This is a genomic window from Streptomyces sp. NPDC045695 (genome assembly GCF_056432025.1).
Window position 1 is genome coordinate 40,561 of sequence record NZ_JBWKJU010000004.1, and the last position, 17,806, is coordinate 58,366.

General features: G+C 73.3%; 12 protein-coding genes. 5 read left to right on the top strand and 7 right to left on the bottom strand.

Annotation, left to right across the window (positions count from 1 at the left end; all coding sequences use genetic code 11):
- Positions 1-17: 17 nt before the first annotated feature.
- A complete protein-coding gene (fxsT, locus tag AC07DU_RS09130; RefSeq protein ID WP_479031156.1) occupies positions 18-3,032 on the top strand; it encodes an FxSxx-COOH system tetratricopeptide repeat protein in 3,015 nt (1,004 codons plus the stop codon).
- Between the two features lie 188 nt (positions 3,033-3,220).
- Here the strand turns inward: fxsT and AC07DU_RS09135 are convergent, their stop codons facing one another.
- From AC07DU_RS09135 to AC07DU_RS09160, 6 genes are all read right to left on the bottom strand, one after another.
- Positions 3,221-4,018: an alpha/beta fold hydrolase gene (locus tag AC07DU_RS09135; RefSeq protein ID WP_479110490.1), complete on the bottom strand. Its 798-nt coding sequence runs from the start codon at positions 4,016-4,018 to the stop codon at positions 3,221-3,223.
- A gap of 273 nt (positions 4,019-4,291) precedes the next feature.
- Positions 4,292-4,618: a divalent-cation tolerance protein CutA gene (gene cutA / locus AC07DU_RS09140; protein ID WP_360888268.1), complete on the bottom strand. Its 327-nt coding sequence runs from the start codon at positions 4,616-4,618 to the stop codon at positions 4,292-4,294.
- A 125-nt stretch (positions 4,619-4,743) separates the two neighbouring features.
- Positions 4,744-8,613, bottom strand: coding sequence for a multifunctional oxoglutarate decarboxylase/oxoglutarate dehydrogenase thiamine pyrophosphate-binding subunit/dihydrolipoyllysine-residue succinyltransferase subunit (locus AC07DU_RS09145; protein WP_479031148.1), 3,870 nt, complete (start codon positions 8,611-8,613; stop codon positions 4,744-4,746).
- A gap of 259 nt (positions 8,614-8,872) precedes the next feature.
- A complete protein-coding gene (locus AC07DU_RS09150; RefSeq protein WP_479110493.1) occupies positions 8,873-9,997 on the bottom strand; it encodes a HAMP domain-containing sensor histidine kinase in 1,125 nt (374 codons plus the stop codon).
- On the bottom strand, positions 9,994-10,734 hold the full coding sequence (locus AC07DU_RS09155) for a response regulator transcription factor (RefSeq protein WP_360888277.1): 741 nt from the start codon (positions 10,732-10,734) through the stop codon (positions 9,994-9,996). Before AC07DU_RS09155 ends, AC07DU_RS09150 begins: the two co-directional genes overlap by 4 nt.
- A gap of 165 nt (positions 10,735-10,899) precedes the next feature.
- Entirely contained in the window at positions 10,900-11,475 is a 576-nt protein-coding gene (locus AC07DU_RS09160) for a hypothetical protein (protein WP_479110495.1), read from the bottom strand.
- Positions 11,476-11,511: 36 nt separating this feature from the next.
- Here AC07DU_RS09160 and AC07DU_RS09165 point away from each other — a divergent pair, with 36 nt between their 5' ends.
- Both AC07DU_RS09165 and AC07DU_RS09170 read left to right on the top strand, forming a co-directional pair.
- Positions 11,512-12,894: a glycosyltransferase family 39 protein gene (locus AC07DU_RS09165; RefSeq protein ID WP_479110497.1), complete on the top strand. Its 1,383-nt coding sequence runs from the start codon at positions 11,512-11,514 to the stop codon at positions 12,892-12,894.
- Positions 12,895-13,053: 159 nt separating this feature from the next.
- Positions 13,054-13,932 (top strand): sulfurtransferase, encoded by an 879-nt coding sequence (locus AC07DU_RS09170; protein WP_479031135.1) that lies wholly within the window; start codon positions 13,054-13,056, stop codon positions 13,930-13,932.
- 104 nt (positions 13,933-14,036) lie between these two features.
- Here the strand turns inward: AC07DU_RS09170 and AC07DU_RS09175 are convergent, their stop codons facing one another.
- Positions 14,037-14,342, bottom strand: coding sequence for a hypothetical protein (locus AC07DU_RS09175; protein WP_479110499.1), 306 nt, complete (start codon positions 14,340-14,342; stop codon positions 14,037-14,039).
- A gap of 213 nt (positions 14,343-14,555) precedes the next feature.
- Here AC07DU_RS09175 and lon point away from each other — a divergent pair, with 213 nt between their 5' ends.
- Both lon and AC07DU_RS09185 read left to right on the top strand, forming a co-directional pair.
- Positions 14,556-16,952: an endopeptidase La gene (lon, locus tag AC07DU_RS09180; RefSeq protein WP_360888290.1), complete on the top strand. Its 2,397-nt coding sequence runs from the start codon at positions 14,556-14,558 to the stop codon at positions 16,950-16,952.
- A gap of 48 nt (positions 16,953-17,000) precedes the next feature.
- Positions 17,001-17,441 (top strand): MarR family winged helix-turn-helix transcriptional regulator, encoded by a 441-nt coding sequence (locus AC07DU_RS09185; RefSeq protein ID WP_360888293.1) that lies wholly within the window; start codon positions 17,001-17,003, stop codon positions 17,439-17,441.
- Positions 17,442-17,806: the final 365 nt, after the last annotated feature.

Genomic DNA, 17,806 nt, shown 5'->3' on the forward strand with positions numbered 1-17,806 from the left:
CCCAGGGAGACGGCGCCATGACCACCGGTAGTCGACAGGACCGCGACGCGGCGGCCCCACAGCAGCACCAGCCCCAGCGCTTCGTCATCAGCTTCGCGGGCTTCAACCGCCCCTGGGCCGTGTGGATCGCCCACCGCCTGGAGGAACACGGCCACCGCGTCGCCCTCCAGCGCTGGGACCCGCAGAGCAGCCCCGGCCTCGTCCAGGCGCTCGACGACCTCGCCCGGTCCGGCAGCCGGGTCCTCCTCGTGCTCAGCGAGCGCTACTTCTTCGCCGGCACCCACTCCGACGAGGAGTGGAACACCGCCCTGCGCACGGTCACCGACCGCCACCCCGACCGGTTCGCCGCCGTCTGCCTCACCGACGACCCGCTGCCCAGCGCCGTGGCCGTACTGGAGAAGACGGACCTGTGGGGGATGGACGCGTACGAGGCCGAGTACCGGGTGCTGCGCCGCCTGGAGCTGCCCACCGACCGCATCGGCGCCGACACCGGCCGCCGCGGGCCCCGTTTCCCCAACGACCCGCCCGAGATCTGGGGGCGGGTCCCGCGCCGCAATCCGCGCTTCACCGGCCGCAACGACGTCATCGGCACCCTGCGCGCGGCACTGACCGAGGCCCCGCCGGGCGCGTCCACCGTCACCCTGCTCGGCCTGTCCGGCGTGGGCAAGACCCAGGTCGCCACCGAGTACGCCTACCGCTTCGCCTCCGAGTACGACGTGGTGTGGTGGGTCCCCGCCGAGGACCGGCCCACCCTGCGCGAACGCCTCGCCGACCTGGCCCCCGCCCTCGGGCTGCCGCGCGGCGCCGGCAGTTACGGCGAGCAGATCCGGGCCGTCCAGGAGGCGCTGCGGCGCGGATCCCCTTACGGGCGCTGGCTCCTGGTCTTCGACGGCTGCGACAACCCGGACGACCTGGTCGACCTGCTGCCCTCCGGCGCCGGCGACGTGATCATCACCTCCCGTAACCGCGAGTGGGCCGCCCGGCACACCAGCCTCGTCGAGGTACCGCTCTACGCCCGCCCCGAGTCGGTCACCTTCATCCGCCGCCGGGCCCACCGCCTCACGGCCGACGAGGCCGACCAGCTCGCCGAGGCCCTGGAGGACTACCCCCTCGCCCTCGACCAGACCGCCGGCTGGCTCGCCGACTCCCCGCTGACCGTCGGCGACTACCTGGCGCTGCTGCGGCGCCGGCTGGACTCCCGCGAAGCCGTCACCGTCTCCGACGACTACCCGCTGCCCTTCCCCACCGCGCTGGCGATACTGCTCAACAACGTCCGGGAGAACTTCCCCGACGCCCTCGCCCTGCTGAGGCTGTTCGTCTTCTTCGCCCCGGGACCGGTGCCGCTGCGGCTGCTGCGCGAGTTCCCCGCCGAGGACGTGCCCGAGGAGCTCGCCGGGCTGATCAACGACCAGATCCGGTGGAACGCGGCCCTCAACAAGCTCGTCCAGTTCTCCGTGGTGCGCCTGGAGTACTCGGACCTGGCCGTGGAGGAGGGCGGCGGCGGGCTGGAGACCGTACAGCTGCACCGCATGGTCCACGGCATCGTCCGCGAGAACCTCTCCGAGGAGGAGGCCGAACCGCTGGCCCGGGCCGTCCGCCAGGTCCTCGCCGCCGCCGACCCCGGCCGGCCCTCCGACGCGCGGCTGTGGCCCCGGTACGCCGAACTCGTCCCGCACCTGGACACCTCCGGGGTGCTCACCAGCAGCAACCCGCGCATCCAGAACTTCCTGCTGCACTGCCTGCGCTACCTGATCCTCGCGGGGGAGTACCGCACCTGCCTGCGGCTCTCCGAGGAGACCGACCAGATCTGGCGGACCGCGCTGGGCGAGGACCACCCCAAGGTGCGCGAGCTCAGCTACCAGTACGGAAACGCCCTGCGCAACCTCGGACTGTTCCGCCGCGCCGAGACCCTCACCAAGACCGTGGCCGACCGGCTCACCGAGGAGCGCGGCGACCGCGACCTGGAGAGCCTGCGCGCCACCAGCGCGTACGGCGGAGTGCTGCTGTGCATCGCCAAGTTCGAGCCCGCCCGGGAGATCTTCGAGCACTGCCTGGCCACCTACCGCGAACTGCTCGGCGAGGACGACACCACCACGCTGGACGCCCAGAACAACCTGGCCGCCACCTACCGCCTCCTCGGCCGCTACCAGGACGCCTACGACCTGGACCTGGACACCCTGCGCCGCCGCGAGCGGGTCCTGCGGTCCCTGCACATCTCCACCCTCGCCTCCGGCATCGCCTGCGCCATGGGCCTGCGGCTGATGGGCCGCTACCGCGAGGCCCAGACCCGCCAGGAGCAGGGCGTCAAGCTCAACACCCAGGTCCTGGGCCTCGGTCACCCCCAGACCCTGCGGGCCGAGCACAACCTCGGGCAGTGCCTGCGCCGCTCCGGCGACATCCCGGGGGCGGGGCTACGGCTGCGGACCGTGTGGGAGCGGGCCACCCGTGTCTTCGGAGTCGACTACCCGTGGACCCTGATGGTCGCCTCCGACTACGCGACGTACCTGCGGGAGTACGGGGACGTCGGCGAGGCCCGCCGGATCTCCGAGGACGTGGTCCGCGGCTACCAGTCGCAGCTCGGCCTCGCACACCCGTACAGCATCGGCACGGTCGGCAACCTCGGCCTGGTGCTCCGCGCGCAGGGCGAGCGGGCGGAGGCGCTGTCGCTGGCGGAGCAGGCACTGGTCGGCATGCGGGGCGCGCTCGGCGACCGGCACCCCTGGACGCTGGGCTGCGCCCTCAACGCCACCGGCCACCGCAACATCACCGGACGGCTGGAGGACGCGCTGTCCCTGAGCCGCGAGACGCTGCGCACGGCCGAGCAGGTCCTGGGCCCGGACCACCCGATGACGCTGAGCGCGCAGATCGCCCTGGCGGCGGACCTGCGCGCGGTCCGCGAGGACGCGGAGGCGGGCACACACGAGGACGCGGGCATCAAGGGCCTGACCCGCACGCTGGGCCCGCAACACGTCCACACGATCTCGGCGAAGCAGCAGACGCGCCCGTACTGGGACTTCGAGCCGCAGCCTTAGCCGTAGCCGGCTGTCAGTCGCCCCAGGTGACGTCGCTGATGTCCTGCTTGTCGCCCTGGGGGGCCGGGTCCAGCGGAACGGTCACCGAACCGAAGTCGAGGGCGGAGGCGGTGACGGAGTGGGGGGATCCGCGACAGCGTGAGCATGCTGCGCGCCACCTGGCGCAGCCGCGCTCTCCCCCCGCTCGCTCATACGACCTCGTCCAGGAACGGCGTGATCGCGTCGAGGAAGTGGTCGTTGCGATCGCCGACCACCATGTGTCCCGCTCCGGCCACCTCGACGCGCCGCGCCCCGGGCACCCGGGCGCAGAACTCCTCGGCGACCTCCTCCCGCAGCACGTCGCTGCTCCCGCCGCGCACGAGCAGGACCGGTACGTCCGCCCGGCGCGCGGCGTCGAGGAGACGCCGCGCCATGCCGGGCGGGTCCGCCCGGCTCTCGAAGTAGTCCACGATGCGCGGGTCCCAGTGCCAGACCCACCGGTCGCCGCGGCGCCGCAGGTTGGTGCGCATCCCCTCGGAGCCGGACGGACGCGGGCGGTGGGTCAGGTGGGCGGACACCGCCGCGGCCGCCTCCGCCGGGTCGGCGAACCCGTCCGGATGGCCGCGCATGAACGCGGCGATCCGGCGGAAGCCGCCCGGATCGGGCCGATGGGCGACGTCGACGAGCAGCAGCGCGCGGATCGCCGCCCCCGGTGGCTCCCCGGCGGCCAGCAGCGAACCCAGACCTCCGAGCGAGGCACCGACGAGCACCGGCCGGCCGCCGAGGCCGGCGACGACCGCCCGGACGTCCTCGGCGAACAGGCCGAGGGCGTAGTCACCGTCGGGCGACCACCCGCTGTCACCGTGCCCCCGCAGGTCCGGCGCGACGACCCGCCACCCCAGGGCGGCCAGCCGGGGGCCGGTCCGGCCCCAGGCGCGCCGTGTCTGGCCGCCGCCGTGCAGCAGGACGAGCGGGGGAGCGGACGCCCCGCCCCACACGTCCGCCACCAGCGGTATCCCCCCGTGGCCCACGAAGGTGCAGGACCGCGGCGCGGCCCCGGCCGTCACACCGCGCCCCGAGTGCCCCGGGCGACCGGCGGCTCCGGCACCCGGACGCGGCGGGGGCCCGCGGCGTCCGGCGCGGACGGGCGGCGGGCGGGGAACCGGGTGTCGGCCATGCCGAGAGCCTTCCCGCGCACGCCGACGCAAACGCCCCCGGGGGAGGAGTACCGGCCGGCGGCCCGCAGGGCGGCCGACGCCGCGGCCCCGTCCCCGCGCCGGCTACGCGGGGGAGCTCTCCTCGGCGACCCACGCCAGGTAGGCCTCCGAGCCGCCGTCCACCGCCACCACGATCCACTCGGGTACCTCGTAGCCGTGCTCCCGCTCGATCCAAGCGCCGAGGGCGGGCAGCCGGTCCCGTGTCGTCTTGTAGGAGACGCGCCACTCGGTGGCCGTCTCCACGGTCCCCTGCCAGCGGTAGACGGCGGTGACGGGCCCGTCGACGTGCGCGCAGGCGGCCAGACGGCCCTCCACCGCGCCCCGGGCCAGCTCCCTCGCCCTGTGTTCGCCGTCGACGGTGGTCTGCGCGATCACGATGCCGGTCGCCATGGCGGTCCTCCCGCGGTGTCGGATTCCGCGACGACACTACCCGGACCGAGCCGGAAGGCCCGGCCCCCCGAAGGGAGCCGGGCCTTCCACCTGCTGAGGCGGCGCAGTGCCTGCGCCTCGAAGCCCTACGCCTCGAAGACCTCCGCCATGAGGAGCTGCTGCTCCGCCTGGTGGCGCTTGGCGGAGCCCACCGCCGGGGACGAGCCGTGCGGGCGGGAGACCCGGCGCAGGCGCTCGCCCGCCGGGACCTCCGCGCCGACCGCCAGGTCGAGGTGGTCGATCAGGTTCAGCGCGATGAACGGCCACGCACCCTGGTTCGCCGGCTCCTCCTGCGCCCAGATGTACTTCGCCGCGTTCGGGAACTTGGCGATCTCCGCCTGGAGCTCCGCACCCGGCAGGGGGTACAGGCGCTCGATGCGGATGATGGCGGTGTCCGTGATGCCGCGCTTCTCCCGCTCGGCCTCCAGGTCGTAGTAGACCTTGCCCGCGCAGAAGACGACCTTGCGGACCGCGTTGGCGTCCACCGTGGTGTCACCGATGACCGGACGGAACGCGCCCGACGTGAACTCCTCCGCCTTCGACGCCGCCGCCTTCAGACGCAGCATCGACTTCGGGGTGAAGACGATCAGCGGCTTGTGGTGCGGGTTGTGCACCTGCCAGCGCAGCAGGTGGAAGTAGTTGGAGGGCAGGGTGGGCATGGCCACCGTCATGTTGTCCTGCGCGCACATCTGGAGGAAGCGCTCCGGGCGGGCGGACGAGTGGTCCGGGCCCTGGCCCTCGTAGCCGTGCGGGAGGAGCAGCGTGACGCCGCTGGTCTGGCCCCACTTCTGCTCCGCCGAGGAGATGAACTCGTCCACGACCGTCTGCGCGCCGTTGACGAAGTCACCGAACTGGGCCTCCCAGAGGACCAGCGCGTCCGGACGGGCCAGCGAGTAGCCGTACTCGAAGCCCATGGCCGCGTACTCGGAGAGCAGCGAGTCGTAGACGTTGTAGCGGGCCTGGTCGTCCGACAGGTAGAGCAGCGGGGTGTAGTCCTCGCCCGTCTCCCGGTCGATGAGGACCGCGTGGCGCTGGCCGAAGGTGCCGCGGCGGGAGTCCTGGCCGGACAGCCGGACCGGGGTGCCCTCCATCAGCAGCGAACCGAAGGCCAGGGTCTCGCCCATGCCCCAGTCGATGGTGCCCTCGTCGATCATCGCCGCGCGGCGCTGCAGCTGCGGCAGCAGACGCGGGTGGACGGTGACGCCCTCGGGGATGTTGACCTGGGACTCGGCGATCCGCTTGACGACGTCCTGCGAGATCGCGGTGTCCACGGCGACCGGGAACTGCTGCGCGACCTGCGGGGGCGCCACCGGGGCGCCGGCCGCGGGCTGCGCGGAGGCCTCGCGGACCTCGGCGAAGACCTTCTCCAGCTGGCCCTGGAAGTCCTGGAGGGCCTGCTCGGCCTCTTCCAGCGTGATGTCGCCGCGACCGATGAGCGACTCGGTGTAGAGCTTGCGCACCGAGCGCTTCTTGTCGATCAGGTCGTACATCAGCGGCTGCGTGAAGGCCGGGTTGTCGGACTCGTTGTGACCGCGGCGGCGGTAGCAGATGAGGTCGATGACCACGTCCTTGTTGAACGCCTGGCGGAACTCGAAGGCGAGCCGCGCGACGCGGACCACGGCCTCCGGGTCGTCGCCGTTCACGTGGAAGATCGGCGCCTCGATCATGCGGGCCACGTCGGTCGCGTACATCGAGGAACGCGACGACTCCGGGGCGGCGGTGAAACCGACCTGGTTGTTGATGACCACGTGCACGGTGCCGCCGGTGCGGTAGCCGCGCAGCTGCGACATGTTCAGCGTCTCGGCGACCACACCCTGGCCCGCGAAGGCCGCGTCGCCGTGCAGGGCCAGCGGCAGGACGGTGAAGTCCGTGCCGCCCTTGTTGATGACGTCCTGCTTGGCGCGGGCGACACCCTCCAGGACCGGGTCCACGGCCTCCAGGTGGGACGGGTTCGCGACGAGCGAGACCTTGATCTGCTCGCCGTCCAGGCCCGTGAAGGTGCCCTCGGCGCCCAGGTGGTACTTGACGTCGCCGGAGCCGTGCATGGACTTCGGGTCGAGGTTGCCCTCGAACTCGCGGAAGATCTGCGCGTACGACTTGCCGACGATGTTCGCGAGCACGTTCAGGCGGCCGCGGTGGGCCATGCCGATGACGACCTCTTCGAGGCGGGCCTCGGCGGCCGAGTCGATGACGGCGTCGAGCAGCGGGATGACGGACTCGCCGCCCTCCAGGGAGAAGCGCTTCTGGCCGACGTACTTCGTCTGCAGGAAGGTCTCGAAGGCCTCCGCCGCGTTCAGCCGGCGCAGGATGCGCAGCTGCTCCTCGCGCTCCGGCTTGGAGTGCGGGCGCTCGATGCGGTCCTGGATCCAGCGGCGCTGCTTCGGGTCCTGGATGTGCATGAACTCGACGCCGGTGGTGCGGCAGTACGAGTCGCGCAGCACGCCGAGGATGTCGCGCAGCTTCATCATCGACTTGCCGGAGAAGCCGCCGACCGCGAACTCGCGCTCCAGGTCCCACAGGGTGAGGCCGTGCTCGGTGATGTCGAGGTCGGGGTGCTTGCGCTGCTTGTACTCCAGCGGGTCGGTGTCGGCCATGACGTGGCCGCGGACCCGGTAGGAGTGGATCAGCTCGAAGACGCGGGCGGCCTTCGTGACGTCGTCGTCGTGCGAGGCGTCGATGTCGCGGTTCCAGCGCACCGGCTCGTACGGGATGCGCAGCGCCTCGAAGACGTCGTCGTAGAAGCCGCTCTCGCCGAGCAGCAGGTTCGCGACGATGCGCAGGAACTCGCCGGAGGCCGCGCCCTGGATGACCCGGTGGTCGTAGGTCGAGGTCAGGGTCATGACCTTGGAGATGCCCAGCTTGTTCAGGGTGTCCTGCGAGGTGCCCTGGAACTCGGCGGGGTAGTCCATGGAGCCGACGCCCATGATGACCGACTGTCCGGGCATCAGACGGGGCACGGAGTGCACGGTGCCCAGGCCGCCGGGGTTGGTCAGCGAGACGGTGACGCCCGTGAAGTCGTCCATCGTCAGCTTGCCGACGCGGGCGCGGCGGACGATGTCCTCGTAGGCCTGCCAGAACTCGAAGAAGTTGAGGGTCTCGGCCTTCTTGATGCCGGCGACGACGAGCTGGCGGTCGCCGTTGGGCTTCACCAGGTCGATCGCGAGACCGAAGTTGATGTGCTCCGGCTTGACCAGGGTCGGCTTGCCGTCCTTCTCCGCGAAGGAGTAGTTCATGGCCGGCATGGCCTTGATCGCCTGCACCATCGCGTAGCCGATGAGGTGCGTGAAGGAGATCTTCCCGCCCCGGGCGCGCTTGAGGTGGTTGTTGATGACAATGCGGTTGTCGAACAGCAGCTTCACCGGGACGGCGCGCACGGACGTGGCCGTCGGCACCTCCAGGGAGGCGTTCATGTTCTTGGCGACGGCGGCAGCCGGGCCGCGGAGCGTCACCAGCTCGGGGCCCGCGGGGGCCTCGGTGGAGGGCGCGGCCTGCTTGGGGGCTGCGGAGGAGGGGGCGGGCGCGGCCGGTGCGGCGGCCGGGGCCTGGGAGGTGACAGTCACAGCAGGGGCACCAGAGGGGGTGGCAGGAGCAGGGGCAGGAGCTGACACGGGCGTGGGCGCGGCTGGCGAGGGGGCTGCGGCGCGCGCCGCCCCCGTGGCGGCGGCGTCGGCGGCCCGGGGGGCTGCGGCGACGGGGGTGGCGGCCTGTGCGGAGGCGCCATCCGTCGTCGGGGACTTCAGGGGCTCGTCCGACGTCACCGGAGCGACAGCGCCCCCCGGCTTGTAGTCGGCGAAGAAGTCCCACCAGGCCCGGTCGACCGAGTTCGGGTCCTGGAGGTACTGCTGATAGATCTCGTCGACGAGCCACTCATTCGCGCCGAAGCCTGAGGCGGGGTTCTTCCCGCCTTCTCCTGCTTCGGTCGTGGTGCTCGGGTTACTGGGGGACTGTGGCGACACGGCGGCAACCGCCCTCTTCCGCTTCACAAGGTATGGACAGCGGGAATAAAGGCTACGCCTCCTGGACCGCGAGATGCAGACCGGGCGGTACATCCGTCATGCAGGTCACATCGAACGGCGGGTTTCACCACCTGGAATGGCGGGAAACAAGTGTGGTTCGGGTAGGGGGCACCGAGGTTGCGGCCCCCTTGGCTTCGCACCCCTGACGGACCCCGGGTACGTGTGGCCGAGATCATGTCCTTCCCACTCGAACCCTACGTCAACACGGCGCCTGCGAGCTGCCCGGAAGCGTGACGAGCATGCGGCAGCCGCGTGACGATTCGGCCACTGCGATCCGGCCCCCGTGCAGTTCCACCGCCCACCGGGCGATCGCGAGCCCCAGTCCCGTGCCGCCGTCGCCCCCGCGCGCACTGCCCCGGTTGAACCGCTCGAAGACCCGGTAGCGCTCCGCCTCGGGTATGCCGGGGCCCTCGTCCACGACCTCCAGGGCCAGGCTCCCGGGCGCGTCGCCGGCCCGGGCGCGGACCGTGACCCGGCCGTGCGGCGGGCTGTGCTTGACCGCGTTGTCGATCAGGTTCGCCACGACCTGGTGCAGCCGCTCGGCGTCCGCGTACGCCCACAGCTCGGACGGGAACACGTCCAGGTGCAGGTGCACGTCGTTGCGGGTGTGCCCGCCCGAACCGGAGAGCAGCCCCGGCCGGCCGGCCGCCGCCAGCCCCGACTCCTTCAGCACGCCCGAGAGGTACGGCCACACCTCGAAGCGGCGCGCCCGCAGCGGGACCACCCCGTTGTCGACCCGGGACAGGTCCAGCAGCGTCTCCACGAGCCGCCCCAGGCGCTCGGTCTGCTTCAGCATCGTCCGCATGGTCTCGGGATCGGCGGCCGAGACCCCGTCCACCACGTTCTCCAGCACCGCCCGCAGCGCCGCGATCGGCGTGCGCAGCTCGTGCGAGACGTTGGCGACCAGCTCTTTGCGGTGGCGGTCCACCGCCTCCAGGTCGTCCGCCATCAGATTGATGGTGGAGGCCAGGTCGCCCAGCTCGTCGCGGCGCCCCGCCTCCCGGACCCGCCGGGTGTAGTCACCGTGGGAGATCGCCCGGGCCACCGTCGTCATGTCGTCCAGCGGCGCCGTCAGGCTGTGCGCCACGAACTGGGTGATCAGCATCGAGGCGATCACGGAGAAGACCGTGATGAACCGCAGCTCGGTGTCGGTGCGCAGGGCCACCAGCAGCAGGCCCGTCGTGATGAAGACCGAGACCACCACGAGGGTGCCCAGCTTGGTCTTGATCGAGAAGGGCGAGAAGGGCCGCAGGCCCCCGGAGGACCGCTGCCGTTGCCTCTGCTGCTGCCTCTGCCGTTGCTGCTGCGCCGGCCGGCCGCTCATGCCTGGGCCGGGGTCTCCAGGGCGTACCCGACGCCGTGGACCGTACGGATCCGCTCCGCGCCGATCTTGCGGCGCAGGGCCTTGATGTGGCTGTCGACCGTACGGGTCCCGGACGCGTCGGCCCAGTCCCACACCTCGGCCAGCAGCTGCTCCCGCGAGAGCACCGCCCGGGGGGTCCCGGCCAGGCACACCAGCAGGTCGAACTCGGTCGGCGTCAGGTGCACGTCCTCGGCCTGCACCCGGACCCGGCGCTGCGCGTGGTCGATCTCCAGGTCGCCCAGGCGCAGGGTGGCCCCGCGCGGGGCGTGCGCCGCGATCGTCGCGCGCTCCACCCGCCGCAGCAGTACGTGGACCCGTGCGGCGAGCTCGCGCATCGAGAACGGCTTCGTCATGTAGTCGTCCGCGCCGACCCCGAGACCGACCAGCAGGTCGGTCTCGTCGTCCCGCGCTGTGAGCATCAGCACAGGGACCGGCCGCTGCGCCTGGACCCGGCGGCAGACCTCCAGCCCGTCGAAGCCGGGCAGCATGACGTCCAGGACCAGCAGCTCGGGCAGCCAGCTCTCGGCCGCGGCCACGGCGGCCGGGCCGTCCGGGGCCGTCTGCACCTGGAAGCCCTCGGCGCGCAGGCGGGCCGCGATGGCCTCGGCGATGGTGTGGTCGTCCTCGACGACGAGCACACGCCGCTGGGTGCCGGGTGTCGCTGCGGCGCCGTTGTGAGTGGTGTGCGTCTGTTCCATTTCCGCCCCTGAAGATCCCGCGTGAATGGGGTGCAGCGTAGAGGAGGCACTGGCCTGCGGCTACGTGGGGTGGAGTCACGGCAAATGTGCGGGACCTCTGCAAATGGAAGGGGATGTACCGGGTGTCCCGGGCGGAATCGGGGCTAAATCAAGGCCGCATCGTGATCAGGAGGAGCCGTCCTGGGCCGCCGTGAACGGCGGCAGCGCGTCCAGTACCTTCGTCAGGGTCGGCGGCAGGGACCCCTCGTCACCCGCCACCTCGAAGCCGCCGTGCGCGAACGCGTAGAAGAACCCGTCGTAGATCTTGGGGCCGCCCGTCGAGAGCCGTGGCAGCCGGGCGAAGTCCGCCTCCCGGAGGGCGGTGCGCAGGGCGGCCAGCCCGGCCTCGGACAGCTTTCCGGTGCCCTGCGGCCCCGCCTTGGCGTCCAGCCGGGTCCACGAGCCGTCGCCCTCGACGACGAGCGTGTGCGTCTGGCCGGCGAAGCCGCCGCTGCGGGTGACGCGGACCAGGGTCGCGGCGGGGTCGGGGAGCGGCTCGGCCGACGGGCTCGCGCCGGGGGCGGGGGCCGTGCTCGGACCCGTCGCCGTGGAGGCTGTCGGGGGTGCCTGCGAGGGCGCCTGCGGGGTTGCCTTCGGGGGCGCGCCGTCGCCGTTCCCGGAACCGGTCGGCCCGCATCCCGCCACCAGGACCGCACCGAGCAGCAGCAGGAGCACCGCCGCCACCGACCGGAACGCGCGCACACCCACCTCCGCAGGCACTGGGGTCCAACCCCGAGTATGGAGTGCGCACACCCGTTCCGACAGCTTCCGGAGGCCGACATCACCCGGATCGCCCCCTGGCGACTGCTCCCGCCGCTGCTCGCCGCGGTCCTCGGCCTCTGGGGTCTGGAGCGGGGAGCCAGCATGTGGCGAGACGAGTCCGTCACCTGGCAGGTGGCCCACCGGCCGCTCGGCGGGATCTGGGAGCTGCTGGGCCACGTAGACGCGGTCCACGGGCTGTACTACCTGCTCATGCACGCCGTCTTCCAGACCTGGGACGGCGGCCTGTGGGCCCTGCGGCTGCCCTCCGTCGCCGCCACCGCCCTCGCGGCCGCCGGGGTGGCCGCCGTCGCCCACCGGCTCGCGGGGGAGCGGGCGGCGCTGCTCGCCGGCTCGGCGTACGCGCTGCTCCCGCCCGTACAGATGTACGCCCAGGAGGGGCGCTCGTACGCCCTGGTCGCCGCGGCCGTGGTGTGGGCGACCCACCTGATGCTGCGCGAGCGCTGGGCGGCGTACGCGGCGGTGCTGCTGCTCGGCTGCTGGCTGCACGAGTTCGCCGTGCTGGCCCTGCTCGCCCACGGCTTCACCGCCTGGCGCTCGCGCGGCTGGCGGTGGAGCGCCGCCGCCGTCGTGGCGCTGCTGCTGCCGCTGGCCGTGGCGAGCGCGTGGCAGGCCGAGCAGCAGCTCGGCTGGCTCGGGCGGCCCAGCGGGCAGGACTGGGCGGCGTACGGGGTGCTCGTGGCGGCCGTGCTGCTGCTCGCCCGGGGCGCGTCCGGGGAGCTCGTACGGGTGGCGCTGCCGCTCGCCCTGCTGCCGCCCGGCCTGCTGATGGTGATCTCGCTGGTCCACCCCTGGTACGTCGACCGGTACGTGCTCTACGCGCTGGTCGGGCTCGCCCTGCTGGCCGGGGCCCGGCTGGCGGAGGCCCGCGGGTGGTGGCCGTGGCTGCTGGCCGGCGCGCTGCTGGTGCCGTTCGGCTTCTGGTCGGTGTGGCTGCGTACGCCCGAGAGCCGCAAGGACGACGTCCTCGCGGTGGCCGCCGCCGTCCGGGCATGGGCCGGGCCGGGGGACGCGGTGGTGTTCATGCCGTCGCGGCGGCGCGAGTGGCTGCTGTCCTCGCCGGGGGCGTACGAGGGGCTGCGCGACGTGGCCCTGGACCGCTCCCCGGCGGCTTCGCACAGCCTCCAGGGCACCGAGCTGCCCCCGGACCGGATCCGTGCGGCCCTGCTCGCCGCCCCCCGTGTCATCGCCCTGCTGGACCCGCCGGGGCAGCCCCTGGACCCGTACCCGCGGGAGGCGGTCAAGCGGGACACCCTCGCCGCCCGCTTCGACCTCTGCTCGATCACCGAGGTCCGCGGCGCCCGCGTGGCGGTCTACGCCCCCCGGGGCGCCTGCGGCTAGGCCGCCCGAATCCAGCCTCGCCGGCGTTTGAGGCGCCGGATCCGGGGCGGAGCCCGCGGAACCGACCCGGCGAGGCCGAGTCAGGCCAGGTGGGCGCGGGTTGGGACGGAGGGCCCGGGAGGATGGGGCGGTCCACGTCGCACACACCGGAGGTGCCCAATGACCGCGCCGCAGAACGCCGCGTCCCCGCTGACCGTGCCCGGAGGGCAGCCCGCGCTGCCCGGACCGCTCGTCCGGGCCGACTGGCTGGCCGACCGGCTCGGCGCGCCGGGGCTGGTCCTCTTCGACGCCTCCGTCGGGGCCCACCGCGGCGCCGGTGTGCGCATACCCGGCGCGCGGCCGTTCGACCTCGACGGCGCCCTGTCCGACCACGACGCGCCCGCTCCGCACACCATGCCCGGCGCCGCCGCGTTCACCGAGGCGGTGCGGGCCCTCGGGCTCGACGACTCCGACACCGTCGTCGTCTACGACGGCGCCGGCCTCTACTCCAGCGCCCGCGCCTGGTGGATGCTGCGCGCCATGGGCTTCGACCGCGCCGCCGTCCTCGACGGCGGGCTGCCCGCCTGGACGGCCGCCGGGCTGCCCGTCGAGGCGACCGGCCCCGCCTACGAGGGCCCGCGCGGCTCCTTCAACGCCCGGCCCCGCGCCGGGCTGCTGGTCGACAGCGCCGCCGTCGCCGGCGCCCTGACCGACCCGGCCGCGGCGGTGCTCGACGCCCGCACCCGCGAACGCTTCGCCGGCACCGCCCCCGAACCGCGCCCCGGCCTGCGCGGCGGCCACATGCCGGGCGCGGTCAACCTGCCCTTCGGGGAGCTCCAGCGGCCCGGCGGCCTGATGCGCCCGGCCGCCGAACTGCGCGCGGCCATCGAGGCGGTGGCCGGAGAGCGGCAGCGGCTCTACTTCAGCTGCGGATCCGGCGTGACCGCCTGCGTGCTCGCCCTCGGCGCCGACCTCGCCGGCTACCGGGACCTCGCGGTGTACGACGGCTCCTGGAGCGAGTGGGGCGTGCCGTCGGCGCTCCCCGTGACCACCGGGTGAGGCCGCTCCCGGCCGGCGCGCCCCAGGTCGGCGCGCCCCAGGCCGCCCCTTTCGGCCTGGGGACCAGGACCCGTCGCAGACCGTCGGACCGGTCGTGAGGTCCCTTATGCCCCGCCGCCGCTGACGCCCGGGGCGACGAAGCGCCTGTGCAAGGGGAAGAACTTCGGATCGGGATCGCTCTGCACGCCCAGTTCACCCTTGAGCACGGGGGCCACCCGGGAGGCGATGAACCGGCTGAAGTGCTCCTCGGCCTCCCAGACGTCCATCACGTTGAGGCCGCCGTCGACGAACCACGCGGCGTGCAGGACGCAGCCGTCCGGAGCGTCCTGCTCCCACTGCACCCGTTCACGGACCGTGTCGTAGACGTCCGGTGTGATTTCGGGCCAGGAAAAGGTCATCACGACTGCCATGGAGATCCTTTCGAGCGCCTGCGGCGCGGTAGGCGGACGGCACACGGGCTTCGCCGCCGACGCTAAGCGGCCACCCCCATCCCGGCCCTCGGGGTCACCCATCCGTGCCGACGGGGGCAGCTGTTCGCCCCGGGCGAACGGGTGTTGGGGAACATCGGACGGCGCCTAAGCATTGAGTCGGCATAGCTCAACTTCACTGCCGGAGGGAAGATCATGGCTTCGACGTCCGTAACGCTCACCCTGCCCGTGTTGCCACTCGACGACGAGGTCGTGCTGCCCGGCATGGTCGTTCCGCTGGACCTGTCCGACGCCGAGGTGCGCGCGGCCGTCGAGGCCGCGCAGGCGGCGGCGGGACAGGGCAAGCCCCGCGTGCTGCTGGTGCCGCGCGTCGACGGGACGTACGCCGGGACCGGGGTGCTCGGGACGGTCGAGCAGGTGGGACGGCTCTCCGACGGGGACCCCGGCGCGCTCATCCGCGGCCGCGGGCGCGTCAGGATCGGCGCCGGGACCACCGGTCCGGGCGCCGCCCTCTGGGTCGAGGGCGAGACGGTGGAGGAGCCGGTCCCCGACCCGCTGCCCGGAGTGGTGACCGAGCTCGTCAAGGAGTACAAGGCGCTCGCCACCAGCTGGCTCAAGAAGCGCGGCGCCTGGCAGGTCGTCGACCGGGTCCAGCAGATCGACGGGGTCTCCGCCCTCGCGGACAACTCCGGATACTCGCCGTTCCTGACCGTGGCCCAGAAGGTCGAGCTGCTGGAGACGGCCGACCCGGTCGCCCGCCTCCGCCTCGCCGTCAAGTGGCTCAGCGAGCACCTCGCCGAACAGGACGTCGCCGAGTCCATCGCCAAGGACGTGCAGGACGGCGTCGACAAGCAGCAGCGGGAGTTCCTGCTCCGCCGCCAGCTGGAAGCCGTACGCAAGGAACTGCGCGAACTGGGCGGGGAGAAGGAGGGCGCGGAGTCCGACGACTACCGGGCCCGCGTCGAGGCCGCCGACCTCCCCGAGAAGGTGCGGGAGGCCGCGCTGAAGGAGGTCGAGAAGCTGGAGCGGGCCAGTGACCAGAGCCCGGAGGGCTCCTGGATCCGCACCTGGCTGGACACCGTGCTCGAACTGCCCTGGAACGAGCGCACGCAGGACCAGTACGACATCCAGGGCGCCAGGGCGGTCCTCGACGCCGAGCACGCCGGGCTCGGCGACGTGAAGGACCGCATCACCGAGTACCTCGCCGTCCGCAAGCGGCGCGGCGAGCGCGGCCTCGGCGTCATCGGCGGGCGCCGCGGCGGCGCCGTCCTCGCGCTCGTCGGCCCGCCCGGGGTCGGCAAGACCTCCCTCGGGGAGTCCGTGGCCCACGCCATGGGCCGCAAGTTCGTCCGGGTCGCGCTCGGCGGCGTACGGGACGAGGCCGAGATCCGCGGCCACCGGCGCACGTACGTCGGCGCGCTGCCCGGCCGGATCGTCCGGGCCATCAAGGAGGCCGGGTCGATGAACCCCGTCGTCCTCCTCGACGAGATCGACAAGGTGGGCTCCGACTTCCGCGGCGACCCGGCGGCCGCCCTGCTGGAGGTCCTGGACCCCGCGCAGAACCACACCTTCCGCGACCACTACCTGGAGGTGGAACTCGACCTGAGCGACGTCGTCTTCCTGGCCACGGCCAACGTCCTGGAGGCCATCCCGGAGGCACTGGCCGACCGGATGGAGCTCGTCCGCCTCGACGGGTACACCGAGGACGAGAAGGTGGTCATCGCACGCGACCACCTGCTGCCGCGCCAGTTGGAGCGCGCCGGTCTCGGCTCCGACGAGGTGGTCCTGGAGGAGGACGCCCTGCGCAAGCTGGCCGGGGAGTACACCCGCGAGGCGGGCGTGCGCACCCTGGAACGGTCCCTCGCGCGCCTGCTGCGCAAGGTGGCCGCGCAGCACGAGCTGGGCGAGCGGGAACTGCCCTTCAGCATCGGAGCCGACGACCTGCGCGGGCTCATCGGACGGCCCCACCACGTCCCGGAGTCCGCCCAGGACCCGTCGGAGCGGCGCACCGCCGTCCCCGGCGTGGCCACCGGCCTCGCGGTGACCGGAGCGGGCGGCGACGTCCTCTTCGTTGAGGCCTCGCTGGCCGACCCCGAGACGGGCGCGGCCGGCCTGACCCTCACCGGCCAGCTCGGCGACGTCATGAAGGAGTCGGCGCAGATCGCGCTGAGCTTCCTGCGCTCGCACGGCGCGGAACTGGAGCTCCCCGTCGCCGACCTGAAGGACCGGGGCGTGCACATCCACTTCCCGGCGGGTGCGGTCCCCAAGGACGGCCCGAGCGCCGGCATCACCATGACGACCGCGCTCGCCTCGCTGCTCTCCGGGCGCCAGGTCCGCACGGACGTCGCGATGACCGGCGAGGTCTCGCTGACCGGGCGGGTCCTGCCGATCGGCGGGGTCAAGCAGAAGCTGCTCGCGGCGCACCGGGCCGGGCTGACCACCGTGATCATTCCGAAGCGGAACGAAGCGGACCTGGACGACGTCCCGGCGGAGGTACTGGAGGGGCTGGAGGTGCACCCGGTGACGGACGTGCGCCAGGTGCTGGAACTCGCCCTGGCCGGCGCGGAGGTGCCGGTCACCGTCGCCGCGTAGCTGCCCGCTGCGAAATACTGGCCCCCTCACCCATCGAAGGAGCGGTACGTGCACGGGAGCGAAGACCAGGAGTTCCTTGCCCTGGAGCGGGAGCTGTCCGTCTTCCTCCGGCGGGCCCGGGCCTCCTCCGGCGAGATGGCGCGCGAGCTGCACCCCGAGCTGGAACCCGCCGCCTACGGGCTCCTCGTACGCCTGGAGGCGGCGGGCCGGCAGCGGGCCACCGAGCTCGCCGCCTACTTCGGCGTGGGCAAGGCCACCATGAGCCGCCAGCTGCGGGCCCTGGAGGTCCTCGGCCTGGTGGCCCGCGAGCCGGACCCCGCCGACGGCCGCGCCTTCCTGGTCGGCCTCACGGAGGAAGGCCGCGAACGCTTCCTGCGCGTACGGGGCGCACGGCGCGAGCAGTACATGCGCAAACTCGCCGACTGGGACCGCGGGGAAGTAGCCGAACTGGCCCGCCTGCTGAACCAACTCAACGCCGGCGAGGAGTAACCCGGCCCCACCCGTGGCGCCATGGCCGCTGCGCGCCGGGCCCCCGCCCGGGCGGCGGGGCCGTGGCGCCACGGCCGGTGTCTGCCAGGGTGCCGACCCCGCCCGTGGCGGCGGTGCCGGGTGTGTGCCAGGCCGTCCCCCTACGCGGCCCGTGGCGGCGGGGACGGGTGTGTGGCGGGGTGTCCCCGCAGGGCGCCGAACGCACCGCCGCCGCACCCACCGACCCCTCGCCACGTTCGGCGCCCGGGGAGACACCCCGGCGCGCGCCCGGCACCGCCGCCACCCCCTGCCGACCCCGCCCGAGGGCCCGGCGGCTCAGGCTCACCGGCTCGGCCCGGAACCCACCGGCCCGGCCCGGCGCCACC

Excerpts from the sequence above, each read along its gene's own strand:
- fxsT (WP_479031156.1), top strand. The coding sequence starts at position 18 with ATGACCACCGGTAGTCGACAGGACCGCGACGCGGCGGCCCCACAGCAG.
- cutA (WP_360888268.1), bottom strand. The coding sequence starts at position 4,618 with ATGGCGACCGGCATCGTGATCGCGCAGACCACCGTCGACGGCGAACAC.
- AC07DU_RS09150 (WP_479110493.1), bottom strand. The coding sequence starts at position 9,997 with ATGAGCGGCCGGCCGGCGCAGCAGCAACGGCAGAGGCAGCAGCAGAGG.
- AC07DU_RS09155 (WP_360888277.1), bottom strand. The coding sequence starts at position 10,734 with ATGGAACAGACGCACACCACTCACAACGGCGCCGCAGCGACACCCGGC.
- AC07DU_RS09165 (WP_479110497.1), top strand. The coding sequence starts at position 11,512 with ATGGAGTGCGCACACCCGTTCCGACAGCTTCCGGAGGCCGACATCACC.
- AC07DU_RS09170 (WP_479031135.1), top strand. The coding sequence starts at position 13,054 with ATGACCGCGCCGCAGAACGCCGCGTCCCCGCTGACCGTGCCCGGAGGG.
- AC07DU_RS09175 (WP_479110499.1), bottom strand. The coding sequence starts at position 14,342 with ATGGCAGTCGTGATGACCTTTTCCTGGCCCGAAATCACACCGGACGTC.
- lon (WP_360888290.1), top strand. The coding sequence starts at position 14,556 with ATGGCTTCGACGTCCGTAACGCTCACCCTGCCCGTGTTGCCACTCGAC.